The 25,100-nt window shown below is 44.9% G+C and carries 17 protein-coding genes; 6 read left to right on the top strand and 11 right to left on the bottom strand.

Annotation, left to right across the window (positions count from 1 at the left end; genetic code table 11):
- Nucleotides 1–5: 5 nt before the first annotated feature.
- Both ACE38W_RS13855 and ACE38W_RS13850 read left to right on the top strand, forming a co-directional pair.
- Nucleotides 6–1,022 carry a PorP/SprF family type IX secretion system membrane protein gene (locus ACE38W_RS13855; RefSeq protein WP_375831724.1) on the top strand — a complete coding sequence of 339 codons (1,017 nt, stop codon included), beginning with the start codon at nucleotides 6–8 and terminating at the stop codon, nucleotides 1,020–1,022.
- A gap of 39 nt (nucleotides 1,023–1,061) precedes the next feature.
- Entirely contained in the window at nucleotides 1,062–2,807 is a 1,746-nt protein-coding gene (locus ACE38W_RS13850; RefSeq protein ID WP_375831723.1) for an OmpA family protein, read from the top strand.
- A 266-nt stretch (nucleotides 2,808–3,073) separates the two neighbouring features.
- Here ACE38W_RS13850 and ACE38W_RS13845 read toward each other — a convergent pair whose 3' ends face one another.
- Nucleotides 3,074–4,123 carry an endonuclease/exonuclease/phosphatase gene (locus ACE38W_RS13845; protein ID WP_375831721.1) on the bottom strand — a complete coding sequence of 350 codons (1,050 nt, stop codon included), beginning with the start codon at nucleotides 4,121–4,123 and terminating at the stop codon, nucleotides 3,074–3,076.
- Between the two features lie 438 nt (nucleotides 4,124–4,561).
- On the opposite strand from ACE38W_RS13845, the gene ACE38W_RS13840 reads away from it, so the two are divergent.
- Both ACE38W_RS13840 and ACE38W_RS13835 read left to right on the top strand, forming a co-directional pair.
- Entirely contained in the window at nucleotides 4,562–7,102 is a 2,541-nt protein-coding gene (locus ACE38W_RS13840; protein WP_375831720.1) for a TonB-dependent receptor domain-containing protein, read from the top strand.
- A 54-nt stretch (nucleotides 7,103–7,156) separates the two neighbouring features.
- Entirely contained in the window at nucleotides 7,157–9,232 is a 2,076-nt protein-coding gene (locus ACE38W_RS13835) for a DUF5689 domain-containing protein (RefSeq protein ID WP_375831718.1), read from the top strand.
- A gap of 57 nt (nucleotides 9,233–9,289) precedes the next feature.
- On the opposite strand, the gene ACE38W_RS13830 is transcribed toward ACE38W_RS13835, so the two are convergent.
- The 5 genes from ACE38W_RS13830 to ACE38W_RS13810 form a co-directional block, all read right to left on the bottom strand.
- Complete coding sequence (locus ACE38W_RS13830; protein WP_375831716.1) at nucleotides 9,290–9,652, bottom strand: dimethylsulfonioproprionate lyase family protein; 363 nt, start codon at nucleotides 9,650–9,652, stop codon at nucleotides 9,290–9,292.
- Between the two features lie 12 nt (nucleotides 9,653–9,664).
- Nucleotides 9,665–10,084 (bottom strand): DoxX family protein, encoded by a 420-nt coding sequence (locus tag ACE38W_RS13825; RefSeq protein ID WP_375831715.1) that lies wholly within the window; start codon nucleotides 10,082–10,084, stop codon nucleotides 9,665–9,667.
- 83 nt (nucleotides 10,085–10,167) lie between these two features.
- Entirely contained in the window at nucleotides 10,168–10,956 is a 789-nt protein-coding gene (locus ACE38W_RS13820) for a helix-turn-helix domain-containing protein (protein ID WP_375831714.1), read from the bottom strand.
- A gap of 127 nt (nucleotides 10,957–11,083) precedes the next feature.
- Entirely contained in the window at nucleotides 11,084–12,061 is a 978-nt protein-coding gene (locus ACE38W_RS13815; protein ID WP_375831713.1) for a DNA/RNA non-specific endonuclease, read from the bottom strand.
- 744 nt (nucleotides 12,062–12,805) lie between these two features.
- On the bottom strand, nucleotides 12,806–13,576 hold the full coding sequence (locus tag ACE38W_RS13810) for a hypothetical protein (RefSeq protein ID WP_375831711.1): 771 nt from the start codon (nucleotides 13,574–13,576) through the stop codon (nucleotides 12,806–12,808).
- Between the two features lie 360 nt (nucleotides 13,577–13,936).
- Here ACE38W_RS13810 and ACE38W_RS13805 point away from each other — a divergent pair, with 360 nt between their 5' ends.
- On the top strand, nucleotides 13,937–16,825 hold the full coding sequence (locus ACE38W_RS13805; protein WP_375831709.1) for a glycosyl hydrolase family 18 protein: 2,889 nt from the start codon (nucleotides 13,937–13,939) through the stop codon (nucleotides 16,823–16,825).
- A gap of 155 nt (nucleotides 16,826–16,980) precedes the next feature.
- Complete coding sequence (locus ACE38W_RS13800) at nucleotides 16,981–19,494, top strand: phosphocholine-specific phospholipase C (RefSeq protein WP_375831707.1); 2,514 nt, start codon at nucleotides 16,981–16,983, stop codon at nucleotides 19,492–19,494.
- Between the two features lie 60 nt (nucleotides 19,495–19,554).
- On the opposite strand, the gene ACE38W_RS13795 is transcribed toward ACE38W_RS13800, so the two are convergent.
- From ACE38W_RS13795 to ACE38W_RS13775, 5 genes are all read right to left on the bottom strand, one after another.
- Entirely contained in the window at nucleotides 19,555–19,965 is a 411-nt protein-coding gene (locus ACE38W_RS13795; RefSeq protein ID WP_375831706.1) for a hypothetical protein, read from the bottom strand.
- 186 nt (nucleotides 19,966–20,151) lie between these two features.
- Complete coding sequence (locus tag ACE38W_RS13790) at nucleotides 20,152–20,685, bottom strand: hypothetical protein (RefSeq protein WP_375831705.1); 534 nt, start codon at nucleotides 20,683–20,685, stop codon at nucleotides 20,152–20,154.
- 89 nt (nucleotides 20,686–20,774) lie between these two features.
- Nucleotides 20,775–22,433 (bottom strand): alkaline phosphatase PafA, encoded by a 1,659-nt coding sequence (gene pafA / locus ACE38W_RS13785; RefSeq protein ID WP_375831704.1) that lies wholly within the window; start codon nucleotides 22,431–22,433, stop codon nucleotides 20,775–20,777.
- A 927-nt stretch (nucleotides 22,434–23,360) separates the two neighbouring features.
- The gene (locus ACE38W_RS13780) at nucleotides 23,361–24,290 is read right to left on the bottom strand and encodes a glycerophosphodiester phosphodiesterase family protein (protein ID WP_375831703.1); all 930 of its coding nucleotides are present in this window, start codon (nucleotides 24,288–24,290) and stop codon (nucleotides 23,361–23,363) included.
- 64 nt (nucleotides 24,291–24,354) lie between these two features.
- Nucleotides 24,355–25,083, bottom strand: a complete 729-nt coding sequence (locus ACE38W_RS13775; protein ID WP_375831702.1) for an MIP/aquaporin family protein — start codon at nucleotides 25,081–25,083, stop codon at nucleotides 24,355–24,357.
- Nucleotides 25,084–25,100 lie beyond the last annotated feature (17 nt).

Genomic DNA, 25,100 nt, shown 5'->3' with positions numbered 1-25,100 from the left:
TTGACATGAAAAGAAATCTTGGTATTTCCTTAATGATATTTTTCCTGGCTGCACTTAAAGTGCAGTCAGGCTATGCGCAGGTAGATCCGCATTTTTCACAATACTATATGTATCCTATGAGTCTGAACCCTGCGTTGACAGGCGTTATGGACGGGGATTACCGGATATCTGCCATCTATCGCAGCCAGTGGGGCGCAGTAGCCAGTCCTTATTCTACGGTGGGTTTATCGGGAGATGTTACCACCAATAAAAACATCAATATTGGTGCAAACGTTTTTAATCAGAAGGCAGGCAACGGCGGTTATAACTACCTGAATGGTTATGTTACGCTGGCATACACGGGTGTAAAGTTTGGGCCGGAGGGAGATCAGCATATTTCTTTTGGCTTCCAGGGCGGCTTCCTGAGCAGGAGATTTGATCCGGCTAAGTTCCAGTTTGGACAGCAGTGGATGCCAGGCACCGGTTATGATGCAGGCATTCCAAATGGAGAGAGTTTCCAGAAAACACAGTCAAGCGTTTTTGACGCAGGATTTGGCATCGCGTATTACGATGCTTCGCCGGATAAGACGGCTACGCTGTTTGGTGGCGTATCGGCTTTCCACCTTACGCAGCCTAAAGATCCATTTCTGAAATCAGGTAATAAGGAAGTGATGCCGGTAAGATATAGCGCTCATTTGGGTGCGCGTATAGCCATGAACGAAACGTTGACTTTTGTGCCTAATGGCGTTTATTCTTTACAGGGTAATTCGCAGGAGAAAATGCTGGGTGCTTATTTCCAGCTGATGGCAAATGAAACGACAGATGTGATGCTGGGAGCTAACTGGCGTATGAATGATGCGGTGTCGCCGTTTGCGGGTATTTACTTCAACGGCATGACGATTGGCTTAAGCTATGATGCCACTACCTCTCAGCTGGGGAAACTGGCAAATGCCAACGCTAACAGCTTTGAGCTGAGCATCTCGTTTACCGGCAAAAGACGTAATAGCGTGAAGACGAACTATTTCAAATGTCCACGTTTGTAATGCCAACATTTTAGACCCTGATTTATCCTTATCAACGTAATGAAAAAATATTATCTACATATATCATTGCTGACGGTAACTGCATTGGGTATGAGGCCACTGATGGCACAATCGCCACGGTCGGCCATGGCCAAGGCAGACGCCCTGTTCAGCCAGCAGGAATATTTTGCTGCCGCACAACTCTATGAGCAGTGTTATACCGGCAAGGCATTGACTGACAAACATTATGCAGCCCCTTTCTCTGTAAAGAAAATTCGCAGGAAATCATCTGCAAAAAAATATAATAACGCTGATCTGGCTTATAAGGCAGCGGAGAGTTATCGACAATGCTTTCATTACCAGCTAGCGGCAGACTGGTACGCCAGGGCAGTTGCTGAAAATAGTCACCAGCCGCAATTGCAGTACTGGTATGCTGTTACATTGCGTGCTACTGGTCATCCTGATGCGGCTAAAGCGGCATTGTTAAAATTTCGTACAGGCCTTCCCGATAGTGATGCTTTTGCACGTGCTGCAGCTGCTGAATTAGAGCATATTGATTTTGCGGCCAGGCAGCAAGTACATCCTGACATCAAGGCCACTATACTGCATATGGCCGGTGATTCGCTGACAGCGGTGAGCGCCCTTTCCTGGAAGGATGCAGACCATATCATCTTCACCGGAGTGGTACCTCATGGCGCGGCCTATGCTAATAAATTATATCAGGCAGTGCTGAAAGATGGAAACGTTTCCGCTGTGCAGCCGCTGGAAATAGCGCAGGAAAACGGTCAGTATGCCGCTGGTAGCTTTACACCGGATCGTAATACGATATTTTTTACGCGTTGGGAAATGGTGGCAGAGAAGAAGCAGGCAAGCATCTACAGCAGCACTTTAACAGCTGGTAAATGGTCTGCTCCTGAAAGGATAGATGCTATCGTGAATCTGCCAGGCTATAATGCGATGCAGCCTTTCGTAACAACAGATGGTAAGCATTTGCTATTTTCATCCGATAGGCCAGGTGGCGCAGGACAATACGATATCTGGACAGTAGCCCTCAATGGCGGTAAAGTAATTGGTGCAGCACTGAATGCCGGCACTAATATTAATACCGCTGGTGATGAAGTGACGCCTTACTATGATATGGCTGCACAGTATTTGTACTTCTCTTCTGATGGAAGACCAGGTATGGGCGGATTAGATGTATATCGTAGTGTGGGGCCGCTGGAAACGCCTGGTATGGCGGAAAACATGGGCCTTCCTGTGAATACGGTTAAGCATGATGCATACTTTACGCTTCGTCCGGGAAGTAATGGAAAAGAGGCGGCACTGAGTTCTGATAGAAATTCTGATTGTTGTTTAGGTATTGTATTGCTCCAATTCCCACCGGAACCGCCTAAGGTCGTAGAAGCACCGCCGGTAGTGGCGGTAACGCCGCCGCCAGTGGTAGTGCAAGAGAAGAAAGATACCAGTTGGTTTATACATTTTGATTTTGATAAATCAGTATTGAAGCCAGATGCGATAGAAGTATTAGATGAGTTGGCGAGGATGCTGAAAGCTGATGCTACATTGAATACGGAGATCTTCGGCCATACCGATGGTAAAGGATCTGATGACTACAATAATAAATTGGCGGACCTGCGTGCAAAGGTATGCATACAATATCTGCTGAAACAGGGCATTGATCCCGCAAGGATCAGCGGTCAGTCGTTCGGAAAGCGACACCTGCTAAAAGAAGAAAAAGGCAATGACGATGCGAGTGCCAGAGAGATGAACAGAAGGGTAGAGTGCAGGGTGTTTAGCAGCCATTAATTGTTTTTTGCGAAATAGCAGGGGCACGCAAAGCTTGTAAAGGAAAGGCCTTCGGCCTTTTCTTTCACGCAGAGCAGCATAAGCAGCAAAGCAGCAAAGGCTTGCGTTTTGTTGTGTGGTAATAATTTATTGTAATAACAAAAAAAAGCAAAGACCTGTATTACATATTTCATTAAATATGTAATACAGGTCTTTGCTGCTTTGCTTCTTATGCTGCTCTGTGTGAAATACGCCGAAGGCGTTTCCACGAGCCCGTGGAAGGCGTTTTACAATGCCTTAATCAGCGTAATATAAGTTGGGAAGTGATCACTAAAGCCACCTGCATAGTTATCAAAATCGTAGGTGCGTTTAGGATAGCCTTTATATCTGCCGGAAGACTGAATCATATCATCTCTCTTAAAGATATTGGCTTTATAAAATCTGAACTGAGCTTCTTTTTTCGCCAGCAGATTTTGGGAGATGATGATCTGATCGAAGAGTGCCCAGGCATCCTGATAGGCCAGGGTACCGATCCCTTTGTTGTAGAAAGCAACCCAAGGGTTGAAAAGTTCCTGCGACTTCAGTTTGTCTTGGTTACCGCCAGCTTTCAATACTTTGGTAACGCTTTCGTTGGTAGGGTTATCGTTCAGGTCGCCCATTACTACAGCGTTTACGTTAGGATCTTCTTTGTACAGGGAGTCGATGAAGTTGCGGCATACTGCTGCAGCAACGGCGCGGTTAGGCGCAGAAGCAGCTTCACCACCGAGGCGGGAAGGCCAGTGGTTCACGAAAATATGAATGATTTGTCCGTCAATGCTGCCTTTCACCCAAAGTACATCGCGGGTTTTATGACGATAACCATCTGCATCAGGCGGAAGGTCTACACGTAAAGGGCGACTGTCAATAACGGTGAAGTGAGCAGGATTGTAGAGGAGTCCTACGTCTACACCACGGGAGTCAGGAGAATCGTAGTGAACGATCTGGTAGTTCCTGGATTTAAGATCATCGTGGTGGGTGAGGGCTTCCAGTACACTACGGTTCTCGATTTCAGACACGCCAAGTACAGTAAGTCCTTCAGGAGAGATATCAGTACCAATGTCTTTGATAACAGAGGCGAGATGATTTAATTTATCTAGATAAACCTCTCCGGTATATCTTTTTTTTCCGTTAGGAAGAAATTCATAATCGTTTATACCTTGCTGATGGAGGGTATCATAGAAGTTCTCCAGGTTGTAGAAACCGATGTTGACCACTTGGTATTGCTTGGCCTGAGCGGAGGTGCTGGTATGCCAGAAAGCCGCCAGGAGGCCAATGAGCAGGAATATTCTGTACTGCATATTATTTACAGATAAAATAATCAGGTGATAGAATAAGTTGCATAGTTTATGTGCGTCATGATCGAATTACCAGAGGTAATTTTTTGCCAGGGACCCAGAATTAATGAATAACGCATTCGGTTAAACGAAGCGCGAACTTCGTAAAAATCTCTCAATAAATAAATCTAATTACGGAAAATGTCAGAATCTAACACGAATTGACAAATTCTCTTACGGAACGGGCGTTTCAGGGCTGAATTAATAATTTGTTAATAGTAATTTCAAAAGGCAAACCTACTTTTGCGCTTCGTGATTAAGGTGGACCCAGCCTGATATGCAAGCGCCGATTAATCAACCGTATGCAACGATTATCCCTACTGTGAATGATTGCTATGCCAGGAACATTCCCATAAGAGATATCACCTGTAAACAAACAACAATTGTTCAAATCATTAATGCATGAATAGATCTGCCAGGTTTTTTTCCAAAAAACTTATTGCCGGGATAGGCTTTATGTTGGCTGCCCCAGCGGTTTTCGCGCAAGTCAAAAAAGACACCGTGAATACGCAGGAGCTGAAAGACGATATTAAAAGTAATATCCCTGTAGTTGTACTGGATGAGAATGATGCCGACAATAACGTTGGTTCTTCCGGTCAAAGTATTTCTTCTATCCTCTATGGTGGTCGTGATCCTTACTATTCCGGAGTATTTAACTTCAATGTGGCCAGGTTTAAACTCCGTGGTTATGATGCATCTTATTTTGATACCTACATCAATGGCGCTCCGGTAAAGAACCTGACCAACGGTTATACTTCCTGGAGCCTGTGGGGTGGCCTCAATGACGTAATGCACAGCAGGGTTACCAGCAATGGTCTGCGTCCTGTGGATTTTGCGTATGGTGATATCGGTGGTGCTAACTATATCGATACACGCGCATCCAAACAACGCAAGGAGCTGAGTGTGAGCTATGCACAAGCCAACCGTAACTACAATAACCGTGTCATGGCCAGTTGGAATACCGGTATGATGGCGAATGGCTGGGCATTCTCTCTGGCGGCATCTTTCCGCTATGCTGGTGAAGGTTATATCCAGGGTACCTACTATAACGGTGCTTCTTACTTCGCTTCAGTAGATAAGAAAATCAATAAGTACCACTTGTTGTCTTTCACTACCTTCGGTACCCCAACGGTTTCCGGCGGACAAACAGCAGTGACCCAGGAAATGTATGACCTGGCTGGTTCTAACTTCTACAACCCTTCATGGGGATACCAGCAAGGCAAAAAACGTAGCTCCAACTATACCACCAGCTACCAGCCTTACTTTATCCTCAACCACGAATGGACCATCAATAACAAAAGCAGCCTGAAAACTGCTGCCAGCTATACTTTCGGCGAACGCGCCCGTACTGTGCTGGACTGGTACAATGCGCCAGACCCACGCCCAGACTACTACCGCAACCTGCCTAGCTACGCTACAGACGATGCTACCAAACAATCGCTGATCGATTATTATCATAATAATCCAGACGCATTACAGGTAAACTGGGATAACCTCTATGATATCAACCGTCATGGTACCGCTACCATCAACGGAAAAACGGGTAACCTTTCCCGTTATATCCTGGAAGACAGAGTTACCAATACTAAGAAAGCTAACTTCAACAGCGTATTCAATACCACCATCGGTAAAAGACAGGAATTCACTGCCGGTATTACTTACAGCCGTCAGGAAGACCGCAACTTCGAAAGAGTGAACGATCTGCTGGGTGGCGACTTCTTTGTAAACCTGAACCAATTCGCTGAAAGAGATTATCCTGGTAACAGCAATATCAACCAGAACGACCTGGACAATCCTAACCGCACCCTCCAGAAAGGTGATAAATTCGGTTACGACTATACGATGACCCTGAGCGAAGCAAAAGCTTTTGCACAGACAGTTGTGAAACTGGACCGTGTAGACCTGTTCCTCGGGGCTAACTATACCTATACTTCTATGTGGAGAACCGGTAATGTTAGAAATGGTCTGTATCCTGATAACTCAAAAGGTAAATCAGATACCTATACTTTCAATAACGCTGGCGTGAAAGGTGGTGTTACCTACAAACTGGATGGTCGCAACTACCTGTTCGCTAACGCATCTTACAACACCAGAGCACCTTTCGTAGAAAACGTATTTATCTCTCCTCGTAACAGAAATACTGCACAGACAGATCTCCGTTCTGAAAAAGTATTCAACGCAGAAGCAGGTTATGTACTGAACTGGGAAAAACTAAAATTCCGCCTGAATGGTTACTATACCAACTTCGCGGATGGAATGGATGTACTCAGCTACTATGATGATAGCTACCAGAACTTCGTAAACTATGCCCTCACCAACGTCGGAAAAGAACACTTCGGTGTGGAAATCGGCCTGGAAGCACCTATCTATAAAGGTCTGAGCGTAAAAGCTGCCGCTAACATCGGTCGTTACTATTACAACACTCGCCAGAACGCTATCGTAACCGTTGATAACAGTTCTGCTATCCTCGCTAACGAGACCGTATATGCGAAAAATTACCGAGTAGGTCAGACACCGCAAGAGGCTTATACCGTAGGCCTGAACTACCAGGGCAAACGTAACTGGTTCGCTAACGTGAACTTCAACTACTTCGATCAGATGTGGTTGGATATGAACCCGATCAGACGTACAGAACGCGCTACTGCTGGTGTTAAACCGGGCAGCGATACCTGGAACAGCATCCTCGCTCAAACTCAGTTGCCTTCTCAGTATACCGTAGACCTGTATGGTGGTAAAACATTCTCCATCAGAACTGGTAAACTCAGATCTACACTGGTATTTACTGCTGGTATCAACAACGTACTGGATAACAAGAAATTCATCACTGGTGGATTTGAACAGCTGCGCTTTGACTATACCGACAAAAACGTAAACAAATTCCCTGCTAAATACTACTATGCTTACGGTCTGAACTACTTTATCAGCCTGGGTTTAAGATTATAATAGCAAAACAGAATACATCATTACAACAATTAAACTTACTAAATAATAAATCTGATGAACAAATTGTGTAAACAATTCGTAAGGTTTTCCGGAGCATCACTCTTAGTGGGAGCGCTGGCGATAACAGCATGTAAAAAGACTTTTGATGAGCCGCCTTATAACAGCGGTGATCCTGCAATCAAAGTAACTAACTCCATCGCCGATTTACAGGCGCTGTATAAAGGTAGTCCTGTTACTATCACCAATGATATGGTTTTTGCTGGTGTTGTTATTGGAGATGATAAATCTGGTAACCTGTACAAACAGATCGTTATTCAAGATAGCACTGCTGGTATCAACATCCAGCTGGATGCTTCTAACCTGAATGCTAAATTCCCTGTTGGCCGTAAAGTATTCGTTAAAGCTAAAGGTCTGACCCTGGGCGCTTATGGCGGATTACTGGAATTGGGTAAAGGTGTAAATGATCAGAACCAGCCGGTACGTATTACCCAGGCCCTGATCGACTCTTTCCTGGTAGCTGGTAGCTCTAACAACGTAGTAGTTCCTTTGGAACTGACCGTGGCTCAGCTGAACCAGAAATACCAGAACATGCTGGTTACTTTGAAAGATATCCAGGTAGTTGCTGCTGATACCAGCAAAACTTATGCTGACAGCACTAAAGTAGCTGCTAACGTTAATATCAACCTGGCTAATTGTGAAGGTGGTTCCCTGGTGCTCCGTACCAGCAGCTATGCTAACTTCACCAATATTAAAGTGCCAAAAGGTAAAGGTAATATCACTGGTATCTACACTATCTTCAATACTACCAGCCAGTTCGTAATCCGCGATACATCTGATGTTCGCCTGATGACTGGTGTTCGTTGCGAAGGTGGTGGCACCGGTACTGCGATAACTATTGCCGACCTGAGAAAAATGTATAAAGGTGCTGACGTTGTACTGCCTGCTGGTACTACCTTCGTTGGTACTGTAGTATCTTCTACTGCTAACGAATCTACTGGCAACGTGCGCCTGGCTTCTGCTGATAACAGCGCCGGTATCCTGATGTACACCCTGAAAGGTTCTCCAGACTATGCACTGGGTAGCGTACTGACAGTAAACGTTGGTGGCGGTACACTTACTGCTTTCAATGGTGAGCTGGAACTGAAAAACGTGCCTATCGCACAGGTAACTGTTGGTGCTAATGGCACTGTTACTCCGCGCGTAGCTGATGTTAAAACTGTTGTTGCTAACAAAAGCAACTGGTCTTCTACACTGGTAACTATTAAAAACGTTAATATCGCGCTGTCTAACACCACCAGCACTGGTACTAACTATACTATCACTGACGCGACTACCGGCAGCATCGTTGCTTTCGTAAGAGATGCAAACATCAAAATCAATGCGCCTGTAACCAACGCTAACATCACTGGTTATGTATCTGTATACCTCGCTAATGGTGCTACTGATACTACTACCCAGCTGGGTCTGCGTGCTACCAGCGATATCACTGGTGGTTCCGTACCTACTGCGACTAACATCGTACTGGCTACATCTCCATACCTGATCGACTTCAACAACCTGGCAAGCGGATTACCAATGGGTGTAACTACCAAAGGTAAAGTTTCTACCACCGCTATGGGTGTTGATACCACTTTCAAATCTGCTGCTACTCCATGGACAGAAACTGCTTTCGGATTTAAGAACGCTGCTTCTGCACTGAACACCAGCCTGACTTCTGCATCCGATGCCACCGCTCAAGCGGCTAGTACTGACAGAGCACTGGCTGTAAGACAAACCAGCGGCGTTGAAGCAGTAGCCTTTGTATTCGAAATCAACGATACCAAAGGTAAATCTAACCTCTCTATGAGCTTTAACCTGCAAAGCCTGGATGTAACCTCAACTGTAGCCAGAACTACTACCTGGAACGTTGACTACGCATTCGGTGATAATCCAACCACCTTTACTAAAGTGACTACTCCTGCTGATATGACCACCGCAAATGGTTTTGCTGGTAAGGACTTCACCGTAAACTTCGGTAATGCACTGGATAATCAATCTGGTAAAGTTTATATCCGTATCTATGCTACTGCAACTACTGGTTCTGGTAGCCGCGCTTTAAGTGCGATCGATAACGTGAAATTCAGCTGGTAAGATTAACTACAGCATATAACTTGAAGGGCGTCTCAGGAATGAGGCGCCCTTTTTTATTTACACTAAAATTTCAACTTCTTCCGGAATCACAAAAAACAAGGTACAGCCGGTCATCGTTGTTACTGCATGTTTGAATCCTGGCGGCGTATACAGATAATCGCCTTCCTGTAGCAGGGTATCATTCACAAGTACGCTGCCACTGAGTACATATATTTCTTCTCCGGCTGGATGATTATGATAAGGATAAGCAGCCCCAGGTTCGAACTTTAGAAGGATAGTAGTGCTGCGCTCTTTTTGGGTATCATACAGTAATGATACAACGGAGATGCCTTCGTAATGAACACCTTTTTCGATCAGTGGCTGAAAAGGTTTGGTATTATTTCTAACGATATAGTCGTTGATGTTAGTAGATGCTTGCATGATATATAATTTTTAGAGATTAAAGATTTTATCTGCACTCCATTGGTGTGCAGGGAGAGATGCCAATACCAGAGCGCCGGCGCTAAAGGCAAAAACGGAGTAGTCCAATGGATCTTTGATGCCACCGGAAATGCTCATGGCTATAGCGAAAAGGAAAGTAAGTACGGCGGTGCCTATGGCAGCATAAGGTGTTTTCAGGCCTAGCAGTAGCATGATCCCGAAAGTTGCCTCCAGGATGGTGGCGCCTATGGCAAGGGCAGGTGCCCAGGTTTTGGGTAAAAAGGCATTTACGTCTGCGGTATAGCTAACGAAGTTTTGCCAGCCAGAGGAGCGCTTGCCCCAGAGTCCTAGTCTGCTTGCCACGGCCGATAATAGGCTGGCGGATAATCCTATGCGCAGTAATAGGGCGGCTATGTCCTGGTTTATTTTCATATGCTGAATGATTTATTCTGCTACAAAGTTGCGCCAGGATGGGGTGCCGGAACATAGAGTATCCTTAGAAAAGCATGTAATATTTAGATTTCGTATTGTTCCCGGAACTGAGAAGGGGAGAGATTCGTTTGTTTTTTGAAGAAATTGGAGAAATAGAAGGGATCATTGAAACCTAGTTGATAGGCCACTTCTTTAACCGAAAGGTTTTCGTATATCAGTAACCGTTTGGCGGAGGAGGTCATGAGGCTGTAGATGATATTCTGGGCCGTTTTGCCGGCATGGATCTTTGAAAGCTCGTTGAGCTTGAGTTCTGTTGTTGCCAGCATTTCTGCATATTTGGAAACGGGGTGGTGATAAGTGGAATGATCGCGGATCGCCTCGAGGAAGCGAAGGAATAAGGCGTCGGGCTTCCATATTTCGTCGCCGCGGCTCACCTTGGCCCTGTTTATCGCTACCAATATCAGTTTGATCCTGCTATGCACGGATATCAGGTATTGATAGGGTTGTTCGGAAAGTTCGCTGCTGATAAGGCCCAGTTGTTCTTCTATGGTCTTTTTATCTACCAGTATCACTTCATTCATACCAAAATGGCAATACAGGCCATTATGGAAGATGAGTTCTATATCATTATCATCTTTGGCAAAAAAATCAAGGGTAAACGTAAGTATATATCCTTTGGCAGCAGCTGTTTCGCGGAACTGATGGATTTGCCCGGAAGTAATGGTCACTACGTCTCCACTTTTTAAGGTGAAGAGCGTACCATCAATGGTGAGCGTCAGCTGGCCTTCCAAACAATACACCATTACGTATTTCAATATACGCCTTGGCGTAGTCAGTTCATGCAGGTTATCAAACGTAGTTAATTCTACCATGGCTTTTATGCAGATATCTACCAAATATAGTAAAAAAGAGTAGTCAGCATAATCGCCAGGAGATATAAAATGGGAAAGGGTCTCTGGTTGACCAGAGACCCTTTCCCATTTTATAATAAAGTTGTGCTTATTGGAATAATTTAGCTTTCAACTGTGTTCTGATACCTTCAGGAATATTTTTGAAGAGGTCCAGCTTAATACCTTGGGTTTGGTAGTAGGTATTGGCTCTGTCTTCCAGGGTTTTCACCGATACCAGGTAGTTTTTCCAGGCAGCTTTACCAGCAGCGTTGGTGCTATACAAGGTATGATCGTTTGGCATATCTACCGCGAGTACCTGGGTGTTAGCATCGATACGGGAAAGGTCGTTGTTACCTTTAGGAATGATGATGACTACTTTCCAAACGGATTTAGGTACTACTACGTTGCCGTTATCTACGGTGTTCATGCTTACTTTGGCAGAGTTTACACCACCCTGACCATAGTTACCCATTACAATATAGGCTTCGTTGCCGGAGCTTACGAGGGTATTTCTTACATAGTCTTCCAGTCCTTCCCAAGGGCCCTGGTTGAGGTACGGCGCTTGTGGGATCATGTTGGTCATGAGGAAGGTAGTTTGGTTGGCATCCAGTGTAGAGGTACGATCGCCGGAAGGACAGTTATGACCACGGTCGAAGCTACTGTTGGTATAGCTTTTTTCGTTTACCTGGTACCATCCGTTAGGAACGTTAGGATCAGGGCGGAAGGCGTCTGTACGGCTCTGGCTACCGATATCTTCGGCTTGCAGGTGCCAGCCTACCCACACAGGGATACCGCGGTTTTTGCTATAAGATTCAACAAAATATTTTTGGTCCATCAGGTAGTTCTCAATGGATACCAGGTTTTTCTGGGCATCTGTAGGATTACCGAGGAGGAGATGTGTGTTGTCGCCGAGAGAAGTACCATTGTCCGTATTGCCGTTACCGTTATTAGGATCGCCCGGATTTTTTACGATAATGGTGTCTGGAGTCTGTTGATTGGATGGTGGAGATGCTTTACGAATATCATCTTTGGCACAGGCAGCCAGCACTAACAGGGCAGCATAAATACCCCATAATCTTAAATTCATTCTCATATGAGTTCTTCGTTGTGAATTGAGTTGTAAAGGAAATACTTTTATGTTAAGAAACTATTAAGGAATGTAACCTCCGGTTGCACAAAACTGCTGAAAAAATACCATTGTTATCATCATTTCTACTCAAAAAATCATTTAGGTACTCTTGGTTGATATCTTATGAAACATGCTATGGTACTGTATTGTATGATGTTGGTCTGTTGAAATTCCCAAATAGAAAAATACTTTTCCTGATCTGATATAAGGTACTAAGGATGGTTGATTTAATATTGCATTATTGTTCAAATGCTGTTAGAATCTAACATTTCGATATAAAGTCAAACAGAAAATATACTACTATGAAACACTCTATGATGACCTAAATAACCCCAAAAACAACCAGTCAATTAGCCTGGTATGCCTGGAGGTAGCTGCGGATACGATTGCGTGGTAACACGTGGCTCGCCGGGTATATCAGCCAAGCAATAACCACTAACCCATTACGTGGAACTGCTACTGACTTGCATTTATTGTTTGTTTACTCCAAAGCTAATTTTCATTGAAGGCAGGCCTTCGGCCTTCCTTTTTTCACGAAAAGCAGCATAAGAAGCAAAGCAGCAAAGGATTATGTTTTATTGTTTGAATTCACTTTCTAGTCTTAATAAAATTTATAAGACACAACTTTATGAGACATGCGCCTAAAAAGGAATAATAACAAATCACAGGCCTTTGCTGCTTATATTGCTTTGCGTGAAAACACTACTGCTTAAAGAAATCCTGTGCGGTCGTAGTTTTCTCTACCCAGCAGCCGGTACTAGGTTTCATCACAAATTCACTCATGCCCACTCTTTTAACATTAGGTGCCCAGTCGTAGGTATATCCCAGACGTGTCCATGGGTAATGGAAGTCGGTAGCGGAAGTAAGCGGATGGTAATAAGCGAAGATGATATAGTTATTGAACCAGGTAAGGAAATCGTTGCTCACCGTAGGCAGTGGCACGGGGCCGGTAGTAGTGGTGGTGATATCTGGGTTGCCGGCAGGGCGATAAAGCTGGCTGGCAGGCACCCACATCTGTGCAATATGCGTATTGGTCTTTGGGTTGGTCGGAGGAAGTCCCAGCACCTCGCATATTCTCAGGATGGTATCGGTGCTGGAGGTCAGCTGTGGGGTGAGTTTCTGCTTCATCTGTGTAGGGATGAAGAGGAAAGATTCGCCCCAGGTAGTGGTGATGCTATCGCCTTGCGGATAGCTGGAAGGGAAGCGCATGAAAGTGGCCATCAGTACATATTGCTGACCGTTGATGGTTTTCCATTGCAAGCGTGTGTTCGTGGCCGTTATAGGCCAGAGAGAGTCAATGATTTCGGAACTGTCTGCCGTCATCGCATCTTTAATAGAGGCCGCATACAGTGAGTTGAGATCAGGAGTAGGAGCAGGTGTGTCGTTATCGCTTTTACTACAGGCAGATAGTACAAAGAAGGACCACAAGACAATACCCAGTAACGGTAAGTTACCCAGACGGAAGTTTTTCATAGCGAATTTTTATTTGGTTTTACATTATAATGGTTATAAGAAGTCAGGCGGAGGTAAGGACGGTTAACTAAATTTCATTGAGTTGCAATTAAGATAAAATATTCCGAAATATCAAAATCTAAAGCCCGCTGCAGCTATTATGCAGGCAAAAAAAATTTTCTTCCAGATAGTACCAACCTGGCGTTTATACGACTACAGGTACGTGCAGCTCTGTACTGTGTATTCATCTGTCGAATCTATCAACCAAAGCAAAATAACCATATAGCTATACCTGACAGACAGGCCTTATGTATCGCATGGCGTTTTTCGGTGAACTTTTGTAACCCAATTACTTAACCACCATTTGTCTAAACTATCTTTATGACTTGTAATTCTATTCGTACTAGCGGGTGGCGGCTACTATGCCTATGCTGCTGCCTATTGGTTTCGGGCATTGCCCATGCCCAGGTTAGCCCAACCGTTCCTGCTACCACCGCACAGCACAACAAGCAGGTAATAGGGTATATCACCCAGTGGGACGCCTGGAAAAATGTTTCCGGTATTGTGCCGGCAGGCGGCTACAATCAGTTGAATGTGGACTACTCCCAGTACACCATTCTCAACTTTTCTTTCTTTGGCGTTGCGGTAGACGGCTCTCTACATAGCGGCGACTATCGTAACAAAAACATCTACGCAGCCGGACAGGTACAGCAACCTGCCCCTTTGGTAGATGAAGACATCTATAGCAGCTGGGATATGTACCTGCTATATGGTGAACTCGACATTCTCTACTATATCTCCGACGGCAGTAATGCTTACAATCTTGGTTATCGTAACAGCGGTAGCGGTTGGACCAACGTCAACACCGGCGCAAGCGGCAGCTTTCCTTTGTCTGTACACAAAGCCGGCGGCGCCCCTGGTGTAATTGACCTGGCACACCAGAAAGGTGTGAAAGTACTGGCCTCTATCGGCGGATGGAGTATGTGCCGTCACTATCCCGAAATGGCTGCCGACAGCACCAAGCGTAACCGCTTTATCGCCAGTATCCAAACCCTGATGAGCATGGGCTTTGATGGTGTCGATTTCGACTGGGAATACCCTAATGATCCTGGTATGAATATCGTTAACTATAGCACTGCTGACTTTACAAATTTTGCCATCCTGGTAGAAAAGGTTCGTGCAGCTATCGGCCCTAATAAGCTGATTACCGCCTGCTTCTCCGCGGCGCCGGCTAAACTCACCGGCTTCGACTGGCCAAGGCTCAACAATAGCATGAACTATTTTGATATGATGACCTATGACTATAATGGTGGTTGGTCAAACAAAGCAGGACATAACGCCCCGTTATATGATTATCCTGGCGCTGAGTATGCAAACTTCTCGCTCAATGCGACTACTACCCAGCTAAGAAACCTTGGTGTGAACCTGAGCAAAGTTAACCTGGGCGCACCTTTCTATGGCAGGGGAGTGATCACAAGCGGCAATGCAGACCTCAACGTGGCCACTGTAAAACGTGCCGAAACTGTGCAGCCGGATGGTCCTATTCAAACCAGTGCCGACTATACGAACTGGGCAAAAGATGTATGGGATGGCACTCCTAACTATAGCTACATCCTGCAGCAAACAGGTGCTGGCAGCGGATGGACAGACCACTGGGACAGCATCGCACAAGTGCCTTATATGACTAAAGGCAGCTACTTCCTGAGTTATGATAACCCACGCTCTATCGGCGCAAAAGCACAGTATATCAAAGATAATGGCCTCGCTGGTGTTATCATCTGGCAGGTCTACGGCGATATGCTGAATATGACGAGCAGCACTACCGCAAAAGGTAAACTGATTTATTGTCCTAACACTACCAGCCCGTTGGTAAATAAAATCAATGAAGTATTTGCCGCCGGCGGCGCTGCTAACAAACCACCAACTGTTAGCATCACCTCTCCGGCTAATAATGCTACCCTTGCAGGACCATTGAATATTACTATTACTGCTAATGCTGTTGATTCCGATGGCACAGTAAGCAAAGTGGATTTCTATAATGGCAGCACCCTGCTGGGAACCGCCACCACCAGCCCTTACAGCTATACCTGGAATAGCGTGACTGCAGGCACCTATGTACTCAAGGCTATTGCAACAGATAACAAAAGCGCCAGCACCACCTCTGCGCAGGTAACTATTACCGTTACCGGCACCGCTAACCAAGCGCCAACGGTAAAGCTGACTTCACCTGCTAACGGTAGCGTATATACGGCGCCGGCAACTATCAGCATCGCCGCTAATGCTTCCGATACAGATGGCGTCGTTAAGCGTGTTACTTTCTATAATGGTAGCAGCGTGCTGGCCATAGACTCTGTGGCGCCTTATACCTATAGCTGGACCAACGTAGCCGGAGGTTCCTATAAGATTAAGGCAATCGCTACAGATAACATGGGGGCAAATTCTATTACAGATAGTGTAAGCGTTACCGTTAACTCAGCTAATAAGCCTCCAATAGTAAGTATTACAGCTCCTGCTAACAATGCAGCCTATACGGCACCTGCTAGTGTTACAATTACCGCAAACGCCTCCGATAGTGATGGTACGGTGAAACAAGTGGCCTTCTATAACGGCAGTACCTTGCTGGCAACAGATTCTACTTCGCCGTATAGCTATACCTGGACAGGCGTTGGCGCGGGTACTTATGTGCTGACAGCCAAGGCCACCGATAACAGCAACGCAGTTACTACCAGCACCGCCGTAAATATTACAGTGAGCAGCGCTGGCGGTGATTGTAACGGTATTCCTTTATGGAGTGCTACCGCTGTATACTGGGCCAACGACTCCGCCGTTTATAACGGTTACGTATATAGGGCAAAATGGTGGACACAAAATAATCGTCCGGATATCAGCACCGGCGATGGACAACCATGGCTGCTGGTACGTCAATGCAGCACTGCAAGTCTGGCCGCTGTAAATGCTGCCAGTACTATGGTAGATGGACCACTGTATACAACAGATGGCAATACAGAAGCAGCTACACTGTATCCTAACCCTACTGCTACTTCCAACGTACAGCTCCAGTTCACAGCAAAAGCAAACGACCAGGTGATGATAGAACTGACAGGTGTAAACAGCAACACACCTTTATTACGTCAGGTATATACTGCCGGCAGCAAAGGCCTCCAGCAAGTACAACTGGACGTAAGTAAAGTGCCTGCTGGCACCTGGATGATCAGGATTATCAGTCGTGCTACCGGGAAAGTTTCCAGTGCTAAACTGGTAAAACTCTGATTGGAAAAATAGTATACTTATATGGTGTGAAAGGGTGTCTCCGCTTAGCAGAGACACCCTTTTCATTAATTTATTATTAAGTGTTACCATCCGTCACAATTTCATAAATCCCAAAAATATCTTTGCTACATTATCCGATACAAAAGCCAACATATATGACGGACAACCGACGGGACTTTCTTAAAAAATCGATTTTGCTCACGGGAGCAGCAGGATTTTCGTCTTTATTACCTTCTTCAGTTCAGCGTGCTTTAGCCATCAATCCCACACCAGGAAGTACTTTTCTGGATGCTGAACATATCGTTATACTCATGCAGGAAAACCGCTCATTCGATCATTGCTTTGGTGCTTTGCAAGGAGTGAGAGGATTTAATGATCCACGTGCAGTAGTACTGCCTGATGGCAACCCGGTATGGTGCCAAACCAATGACGAAGGAAAAACGTTTGCACCATTTCGACTAGATATAAAAGATACCAAAGTTACCTGGATGGGCTCTTTGCCACATTCCCGACCTAGCCAGGTAGATGCCTTCAACGAAGGTAAATATGATAAATGGCTGCTCGCCAAGAAGTCTGGCAACAAAGAATATGCGCATATGCCACTCACGCTGGGTTACTTCAGCAGAACAGACCTTCCTTTCAATTACGCCATGGCAGATGCTTTCACGGTGTGTGATCAGAACTTCTGCTCCGGCATGACCAGCACCACGCCTAACCGTTCTTTCTTCTGGACAGGCAAAATTACCCATGAAGAAGACGGCCATATGAAAGCCAACATCCGCAACGATGATTATAGTTATGGCAAACATCCATGGAAAACGTTTCCAGAGCTACTGAGTGAAAATGATATCAGCTGGAAGTTTTACCAGAATGAGTTGAGCTGTGGTGGCGGATTTAAAGGGGAGGAGCGCGCATGGTTATCCAACTTTGGTTGCAACCTGCTCGAATTTTTTGCTGCCTACAACGTTAAATTTTCAGAGAGATATATACAGAACCTCATCAAACAGGTGGAAACCCTGCCTGCAGAAATAAACAAGTTACAAGAGGCTAGTCCTTCTTCTGAAGAGGCTGCGCAAAAGAATCGTACCGCCCTGGCTAAAAAGTTAGAAGCGTTGGATAAAGCGGCTGCTGAATTAAAACAGTGGAACAAAGAAAGCTACGAAAAACTAACACCGGCGCAGAAAGAACTTTATAAAAATGCTTTCGTTGTAAACAGCGGTGATCCAGACTTCAGGAATATTACCACGCTGCGTTACAAGGATGGCAACGACAAACGTGAGGTGACGGTACCTGCAGGCGATCTGTTTCACCAATTCCGTAAAGATGTGAAAGACGGGAAACTGCCTACTGTATCCTGGCTGGCAGGTCCGCAAAATTTTTCAGATCACCCGAGTGCGCCATGGTACGGTGCATGGTATGTATCTGAAGTGCTGGATATCCTGACGCATAACGAAGAAATCTGGAAGAAAACCATCTTCATTCTTACCTATGATGAAAATGATGGCTACTATGATCACATACCGCCATTCTCTATCGCGGATGCCAATAAACCTGGTACAGGGAAGGTTTCTGATGGTATTGATACAGAAATAGAACAGGTGCGACTGGAAGCGGAATTAAGACAGGGGATACCTGCAAAACAAGCGCGCGAAGCGGCTGTGGGTTTAGGTTTCCGTGTGCCGATGATTATTGCAAGTCCATGGAGCAGGGGTGGAAAGGTTTGTTCGGAAGTGTATGATCATACCAGTACTTTACAGTTCCTGGAAACGTTTGTAAACAGAAAATATAAGAAGAATGTACGCCTGGAAAATATCAGTGCATGGCGCAGGGCTATTTGCGGTGATCTGACTGCGGTATTTAGTCCGTATGATCCTGCAAGTCCCAAGCAGCTGCCGTTCCTGGACCAGCAGCGTATGGTGGAAGATATTTACAATGCGAAATTTAAAGACCTGCCTACAGGATATAAGGCCTTAAGCAAAGCGGATATACAGGACATAGCAGCCAAAGGACTGAAATTGCAAGAAAAAGGGATTCGTCCGTCGAGCGCACTGCCCTATGAGCTATATGCAGATATTAACAGAGACGCACAAACGAAACAACTGCAACTGAATTTTCGTGCAGGCAATAAATTTTTTGGTAAAGATGCCGCAGGCGCACCTTTTACGGCTTATGCTCCCGGAGGCTTTGAAGGGAATAAGTGCCGCAACTGGTCATTTGCGGTGAAACCTGGAGATGCCATCAGCTATGCCTGGCCGCTAGCCAGCTTTGATGGTGGTGCTTACAACTTGCACGTGCATGGGCCTAATGGATTTTTCCGCCAGTTCAGCGGCGATAATAATGATCCGGGAATCCTGGTAAATCTGACCTATGAGTCAGCAAGTCTGGGTAACAAACCAACAGGAAATCTCCTGGTAAAACTGACTAATTCATCTAATCAAATAAGAAAAATTATTATTCGCGATAAGGCTTATGGTAATAACCAGGTGAGTCGCGATCTCGCTGCAAATACGACCGAAGAAATTACGTTGCCATTAAGCAAAAGTTTTGGCTGGTATGATTTCAGTATCGGTGTGAAAGACTATAATAACTTCGAACAGCGTTATGCAGGCAGAGTAGAAACTGGTAAAGAATCTTTTACTGACCCGGTAATGGGCGGTATAACGGTTTAGTATAAACGTAGATTGATGAATAAGCAAGAAAGGCCTCCCTTTTGGGAAGCCTTTTATTTTTTATTTCAGTATTCTCAGCTTAGCATTTATCGTTACGTTGCCGCGAGCCTGACTGTCGCTATTCAAATAATTGGTGACTCCAGGATCAAAAGCAAACGATTTCGTTTCGAAGCCAATGGCAGATACAGTAATGATGTCGCCCGCCTTTACGTCCAGCGGAGGCGCAATTCCCAGAACGTTGGTGAGCAGGCCACCTACAAGGCCTGTGCTAACAACAGCCAGATTGATAGGAACCTCTAATCCCAGTATTTCGGTAACTACAACAACAGTTACGGTGAAAGTCGAATCATCCTTGGCTACAGCATGGAGCTGAATCCTGCCATTAAGATTGCTTTCGGACAGATTATTTGTGCTGGCAAAACTGCTTACAGCGCCCAGCAGTAGCATGCAGGAAATAATAATTGATTTCATCTTAGGAACATTTGAAATGATGAATGAATAAGTAATGATGAATATTATCGGAATGGTATTTTGAGCTGTATTTATACATACGCTTTTCAGGTGGACAAAAGCGGCCCGCATAGGTTTTGCAGAGAGTGTGAGCTTATAAAGAATATAATTTAAATGAGCAGGTTAACTGTCATTTGATAGCAACAACTATAACAATTTTATGGTGATGGATAGGTTTCTTTTAATTGTATTTGCCTGATTACTGTCTGGATAAGTGATTACAACAGGTTCGAAAATAACAGCAGTAGGTTTATGACCAGCGGCAGTAATAGTGATCAAGTCGCCGGCCTTTACCGCTATGGGTGCTGCAATCCCTAACTGATTAGTAACTTGATCGCCCGGGTGGCTGGTGCTGATCACGGCAAGACTAACCGGTATTTCCTGACCCCAATCGTCTGTTATTACTTTGACAGTTACTAAAAAAGTAGAATCATCATCGGGAACAATTGTTGATTGATTTTGAAACAAATTACTGGCCGCATTAGCATTTGCAGTAACAAACAGCATCATACAGAAAACAAAAAACGGTTTCATAATGGGGTAAATATTTGAAGGTGATGAATATGAACCGGTGCGAGATGATAATGCTAAATAAGAAAGAAGTACTGCAGCATCTTTACAGTATTTAAATTCCTGCGTTATTTTTTTAACTGTTATATGATTTATTTGGAATGCAAACAATTGCGTTCATCTAAATAAAAAATCCCCGGAAAAGTCAAATGCTCTTCCGGGGATTTCTATATTAAAACAGACGTTGGCCTGTAATTATCTTACTGGTTATTGGCAGTATTGGTAATTGCAGTTACAGGTTTACCTACGCAACCGTTAGGCATCTGGATATGCAGCATGGCAGCGAGTGTAGCTGCGATGTCTGTCATATGTGTGATGTCGTTGGTAGCACCGTGTTGTATATGCCATCCCATAAATACCAATGGAATATGGATATCATAAGGATTCCAGTTGCCATGAGTGGTTCCTTTCGCAGAGCCAGCGAACCATCCTGGTTCTGGAATAATCATTACCTGGCCGGTACGTTTAGGATTGTAACCGTTGGCGATCATCATTTTGATAGGCTCAGGAACCGCACTGTTACCGATATTTTCGATGTCCACCGCAAACTGGATACCTGGTTGTTTTACCAGGAAGTCAACAGTTACTTTTTTAATAGCGGTGAAATCGAGGTTTTTGTTAGCAGCTATCTTTGGCAGATCGAAGTTTACGTGGTAGTTCTGGAAAGATTTCGCCAGGTTGTCTTCACCGAATTTATCTTTCAACAGGGCATTCAGATCAGCCATAACTTTTTTGTCCTGACTGAGGCCTGCAGGAATATTATGTTCTTTCATGAACTCCACTGCATGCGCAGCGCCATGGTCGGCGGTGAGGAATACGAGATAGTTACCTTTACCAACTTTTTGGTCCAGGAAACTGAAGAAAGAGGATAGATCTTTATCCAGGCGGAGGTAAGTATCTTCTACTTCGATAGAGTTAGGGCCAAATTGGTGACCTACATAATCAGTAGAGGCACAGTTGATGGTTAGGAAGTCAGTAACCTGCGTGTTGCCAAGGTCATATCCTTCAACTGCGGCTTTTGCAAAGTCGAGGGTGAGGGTATTGCCGAAAGGCGTGCTACGTAAGCTTCCTGGGTCTTGCTTATAAATTGCTGGCAGGTTATGTGGGAACACTGGAGCGGTTTCACCTTTGTAAGGGCCTTCCCAGCGGTTATCATCTTCGGAGCTTTGCACGTAGGTATCCATTGGATACAGTGGTGTCCATGGTTTAGACATCAGCTGCTGTGGCTCTTTACGTGCGTTAAATTTTTTCACCCACTCAGGAAGATCTTTCATATAGTAGGTGCTGGTAATGAAGCTGGCATTGGCATCATCCAACCAGAAAGCGCCATTAGGTGTGTGGCCTGCAGGCAAGATAGATGCGCGATCTTTCAGGGATACGCCTACAACTTTAGAACGGAAGTTGGTTGAGAGTTTCAGCTCGTCGGTGATGGTGGAGGCCAGCAGGTTGCGTGGCGACATCTTACCAGCGGCTGAATTGCTGCCTACTGCCAATACAGTAGTGTCTTCTGTACAATACCATTTTCTGCCGGTAACCTGGTCTGTCCAGTCATTACCGGTAATACCATGAATCGCAGGTACAGAGCCGGTATAAACGGTGCTGTGACCTACTGCTGTAAACGAAGGTAAGTGGCTGATATAAGTATTTTCACAAGAAAAACCTTCGCCCAGTAAGCGTTTGAAACCACCGGCTTCATAACGGTCATAATAGCGATAAAGGTAGTCCCATCTCATCTGGTCTACCACAATACCCACGATCAGTTTAGGTTTGGCGTTTACCTGCGCTGATACAGAAAAGCTTTGCATTACCGCAACAGCGCCCAGTATCAACGTGCTCACCATTCTTTTTCTTACAGTCATATCGTATTACAATTTTTTTAATTGGAAGCGCCAAACTTAATGTTTTTCTCTTAAAGAGAAGCCCATTAATGGATTAGCGGTAATTTTTTTGCTCCTTATGCTGCTTTTTCTCGCAAAGCAGCATAAGGAGCAAAGCAGCCAAGACTTGCATTCTGTAGTTATCTGAGAAGAAAGGATTATTTGCTTAAATAACATAACATAATCCTTTGCTGCTTGTGCTGCTTTTTCTCGCAAAGCAGCATAAGGAGCAAAGCAGCCAAGACTTGCATTCTGTTGTTATCTGAGAAGAAAGGATTATTTGCTTAAATAACATAACATAATCCTTTGCTGCTTGTGCTGCTTTTTCTCGCAAAGCAGCATAAGCAGCAAAGCAGCCAAGACTTACATTCTGTAGTTATCTGAGAAGAAAGAATTATTTGCTTAAATAACATAACATAATCCTTTGCTGCTTGTGCTGCTTTTTCTCGCAAAGCAGCACAAGGAGCAAAGCAGCCAAGACTTGCATTCTGTAGTTATTTGAGAAGAAAGGATTATTTGCTTAAATAACATAACATAATCCTTTGCTGCTTATGCTGCTTTTTCTCGCAAAGCAGCATAAGCAGCAAAGCAGCCAAGACTTGCATTCTGTAGTTATCTGAGAAGATTGGATTATTTGCTTAAATAACATAACATAATCCTTTGCTGCTTGTGCTGCTTTTTCTCGCAAAGCAGCATAAGGAGCAAAGCAGCCAAGACTTGCATTCTGTAGTTATCTGAGAAGAAAGAATTATTTGCTTAAATAACATAACATAATCCTTTGCTGCTTGTGCTGCTTTTTCTCGCAAAGCAGCCAAGACTTGCATTCTGTAGTTATCTGAGAAGAAAGGATTATTTGCTTAAATAACATAACATAATCCTTTGCTGCTTATGCTGCTTTGCGAGAAAAAATCACAGTCCAGCTTCCGCAAAACGATTCGGATAATCGCTGATGATACCATCAACACCTAGTTTGCGCAGCTCCAGCATTTTCGCAGCTTCCTGCACAGTCCATGGAACAATCACCATTTTCTGCGCATGGCATTTTTCTACCAGTTCTGCTGTAACCAGATCGTATGAAGGGTTATAGAAGAAAGGAGTGAAGCCGAGATTTTTCATGTTATCTTCGAAAGATGCTTTTTTATCACCGGTAAGGAATCCTAATTTAATGTTAGGATAGCGACGATGCATCACCTGTAATGGGCGCATGTCAAAAGACTGTACATAGAGGCGGTTGCCTAGTTTGCCCAGCTGTTTAACCTTCATCATTTGGGTAATAAATTCTTCCGGAGCAGGTTGTTCTGTTCCATCTGTTTTTTCGGAAGATTTAATTTCCAGCAGATAGTAAGGCGCGGGGAGCTTATGTTTTTTCGTATAGGCTTCTACGGAGTCTATCATTTCGCCCAGCAATGGCGCATATGATTTCATGTGTTGCTGCTCAGGGAACTGTGGGTAAGCCTTTTCACCGATGATAAACGGGCGGATATCTTTATAATCCATCTGGTAAAAAGTATACTTCGCTCTTTCTGCTGCAGGGATATCACTGCCATCAGGTTTGGTGGTATAAGAAGGAGTGAAGGACGCGTCGTGGTAAACAACTACCTTTCCGTCTTTGGTAATATGAATATCAAATTCCACGGTGTTGGCACCTACTTCGAGGCCTTTATACATCGCGGGGATGGTGTTTTCGGGCATGAGGCCTCTGGTGCCACGATGCCCTACTTTAAATACTTTCGGGTCCTGGCCCTTTGCGGGTGCTGATTTCGCAAATGCGAAAGTGCCGATAGTGGCGATGGCTGCCAGTGACAAGGCGGCCATTGCTAAAGATGTATGTTTTTTCATGTGAAGATGTTTCCGTTACAGGTAAAGTACAACGGCCTGCTGATACAGGCCGTTGTAGAAAGATTTATTTCAGTGCGCCATAAGCCAGTGCAGCCAGTACGCCGCCGACAATAGGGCCTAGTACAGGAATCCAGGCATATCCCCAGTCGCTGTCGATCTTTCCAGACATGGGCAGCAGCTGGTGCATGATACGCGGACCCAGGTCTCTGGCTGGGTTGATGGCATAACCGGTAGTACCTCCCAATGATAAGCCTATGGCCCATACCACAAAAGCTACCGGAATGGCACCCAGAGAACCCATACCAATTGGGGTTTTGGCTTCACCTAATTCAGCGCCGGTAAAATAAAATACTGCAAAGAGTAATACAAAAGCACCGGTGATCTCGCAGATCAGGTTGCGCATAGGATTACGGATAGCAGGATCGGTGCAAAAGGTAGCGCGTTGTAAGCCTCCGTCGGGCGTGGCATTAAGATGATCTTTGTAGTTGAGCCATACCAGGCTGGTACCCAGCATAGCGCCCAGCATTTGTGCACCTATAAAGGCAGGTACTTGTGCCCATGCAAATTTGCCGGCAACGGCCAATGCTATAGTGACAGCAGGATTCAGGTGCGCGCCACTGTAAGGGCCGGCGATTACTACGCCTACAAATACAGCCAGGGCCCAGCCGGTGGTGATAACAATCCAACCACTACTATTGCCTTTGGTTTTGTTTAATACAACATTGGCCACAACGCCATTCCCCAAGAGGATAAGCAAAGCGGTGCCAATAAATTCTGCGATAATGGGAGACATAACGTGAATAGGATTTA

Source organism: Chitinophaga sp. Hz27, from assembly GCF_042263525.1.
In the GTDB taxonomy this organism is placed as follows: domain Bacteria; phylum Bacteroidota; class Bacteroidia; order Chitinophagales; family Chitinophagaceae; genus Chitinophaga.
The sequence above is the reverse complement of the archived record's forward strand: the minus strand, read 5'-3'. Positions and strand labels throughout refer to the sequence as shown.

What these genes read in the sequence shown, in the direction of transcription:
- ACE38W_RS13805 (WP_375831709.1), top strand. Translation starts at nt 13,937, where the DNA reads ATGACTTGTAATTCTATTCGTACTAGCGGGTGGCGGCTACTATGCCTA.
- ACE38W_RS13775 (WP_375831702.1), bottom strand. Translation starts at nt 25,083, where the DNA reads ATGTCTCCCATTATCGCAGAATTTATTGGCACCGCTTTGCTTATCCTC.
- ACE38W_RS13810 (WP_375831711.1), bottom strand. Translation starts at nt 13,576, where the DNA reads ATGAAAAACTTCCGTCTGGGTAACTTACCGTTACTGGGTATTGTCTTG.
- ACE38W_RS13800 (WP_375831707.1), top strand. Translation starts at nt 16,981, where the DNA reads ATGACGGACAACCGACGGGACTTTCTTAAAAAATCGATTTTGCTCACG.
- ACE38W_RS13825 (WP_375831715.1), bottom strand. Translation starts at nt 10,084, where the DNA reads ATGAAAATAAACCAGGACATAGCCGCCCTATTACTGCGCATAGGATTA.
- pafA (WP_375831704.1), bottom strand. Translation starts at nt 22,433, where the DNA reads ATGACTGTAAGAAAAAGAATGGTGAGCACGTTGATACTGGGCGCTGTT.
- ACE38W_RS13815 (WP_375831713.1), bottom strand. Translation starts at nt 12,061, where the DNA reads ATGAATTTAAGATTATGGGGTATTTATGCTGCCCTGTTAGTGCTGGCT.
- ACE38W_RS13855 (WP_375831724.1), top strand. Translation starts at nt 6, where the DNA reads ATGAAAAGAAATCTTGGTATTTCCTTAATGATATTTTTCCTGGCTGCA.
- ACE38W_RS13835 (WP_375831718.1), top strand. Translation starts at nt 7,157, where the DNA reads ATGAACAAATTGTGTAAACAATTCGTAAGGTTTTCCGGAGCATCACTC.
- ACE38W_RS13820 (WP_375831714.1), bottom strand. Translation starts at nt 10,956, where the DNA reads ATGGTAGAATTAACTACGTTTGATAACCTGCATGAACTGACTACGCCA.
- ACE38W_RS13780 (WP_375831703.1), bottom strand. Translation starts at nt 24,290, where the DNA reads ATGAAAAAACATACATCTTTAGCAATGGCCGCCTTGTCACTGGCAGCC.
- ACE38W_RS13830 (WP_375831716.1), bottom strand. Translation starts at nt 9,652, where the DNA reads ATGCAAGCATCTACTAACATCAACGACTATATCGTTAGAAATAATACC.
- ACE38W_RS13850 (WP_375831723.1), top strand. Translation starts at nt 1,062, where the DNA reads ATGAAAAAATATTATCTACATATATCATTGCTGACGGTAACTGCATTG.
- ACE38W_RS13795 (WP_375831706.1), bottom strand. Translation starts at nt 19,965, where the DNA reads ATGAAATCAATTATTATTTCCTGCATGCTACTGCTGGGCGCTGTAAGC.
- ACE38W_RS13845 (WP_375831721.1), bottom strand. Translation starts at nt 4,123, where the DNA reads ATGCAGTACAGAATATTCCTGCTCATTGGCCTCCTGGCGGCTTTCTGG.
- ACE38W_RS13840 (WP_375831720.1), top strand. Translation starts at nt 4,562, where the DNA reads ATGAATAGATCTGCCAGGTTTTTTTCCAAAAAACTTATTGCCGGGATA.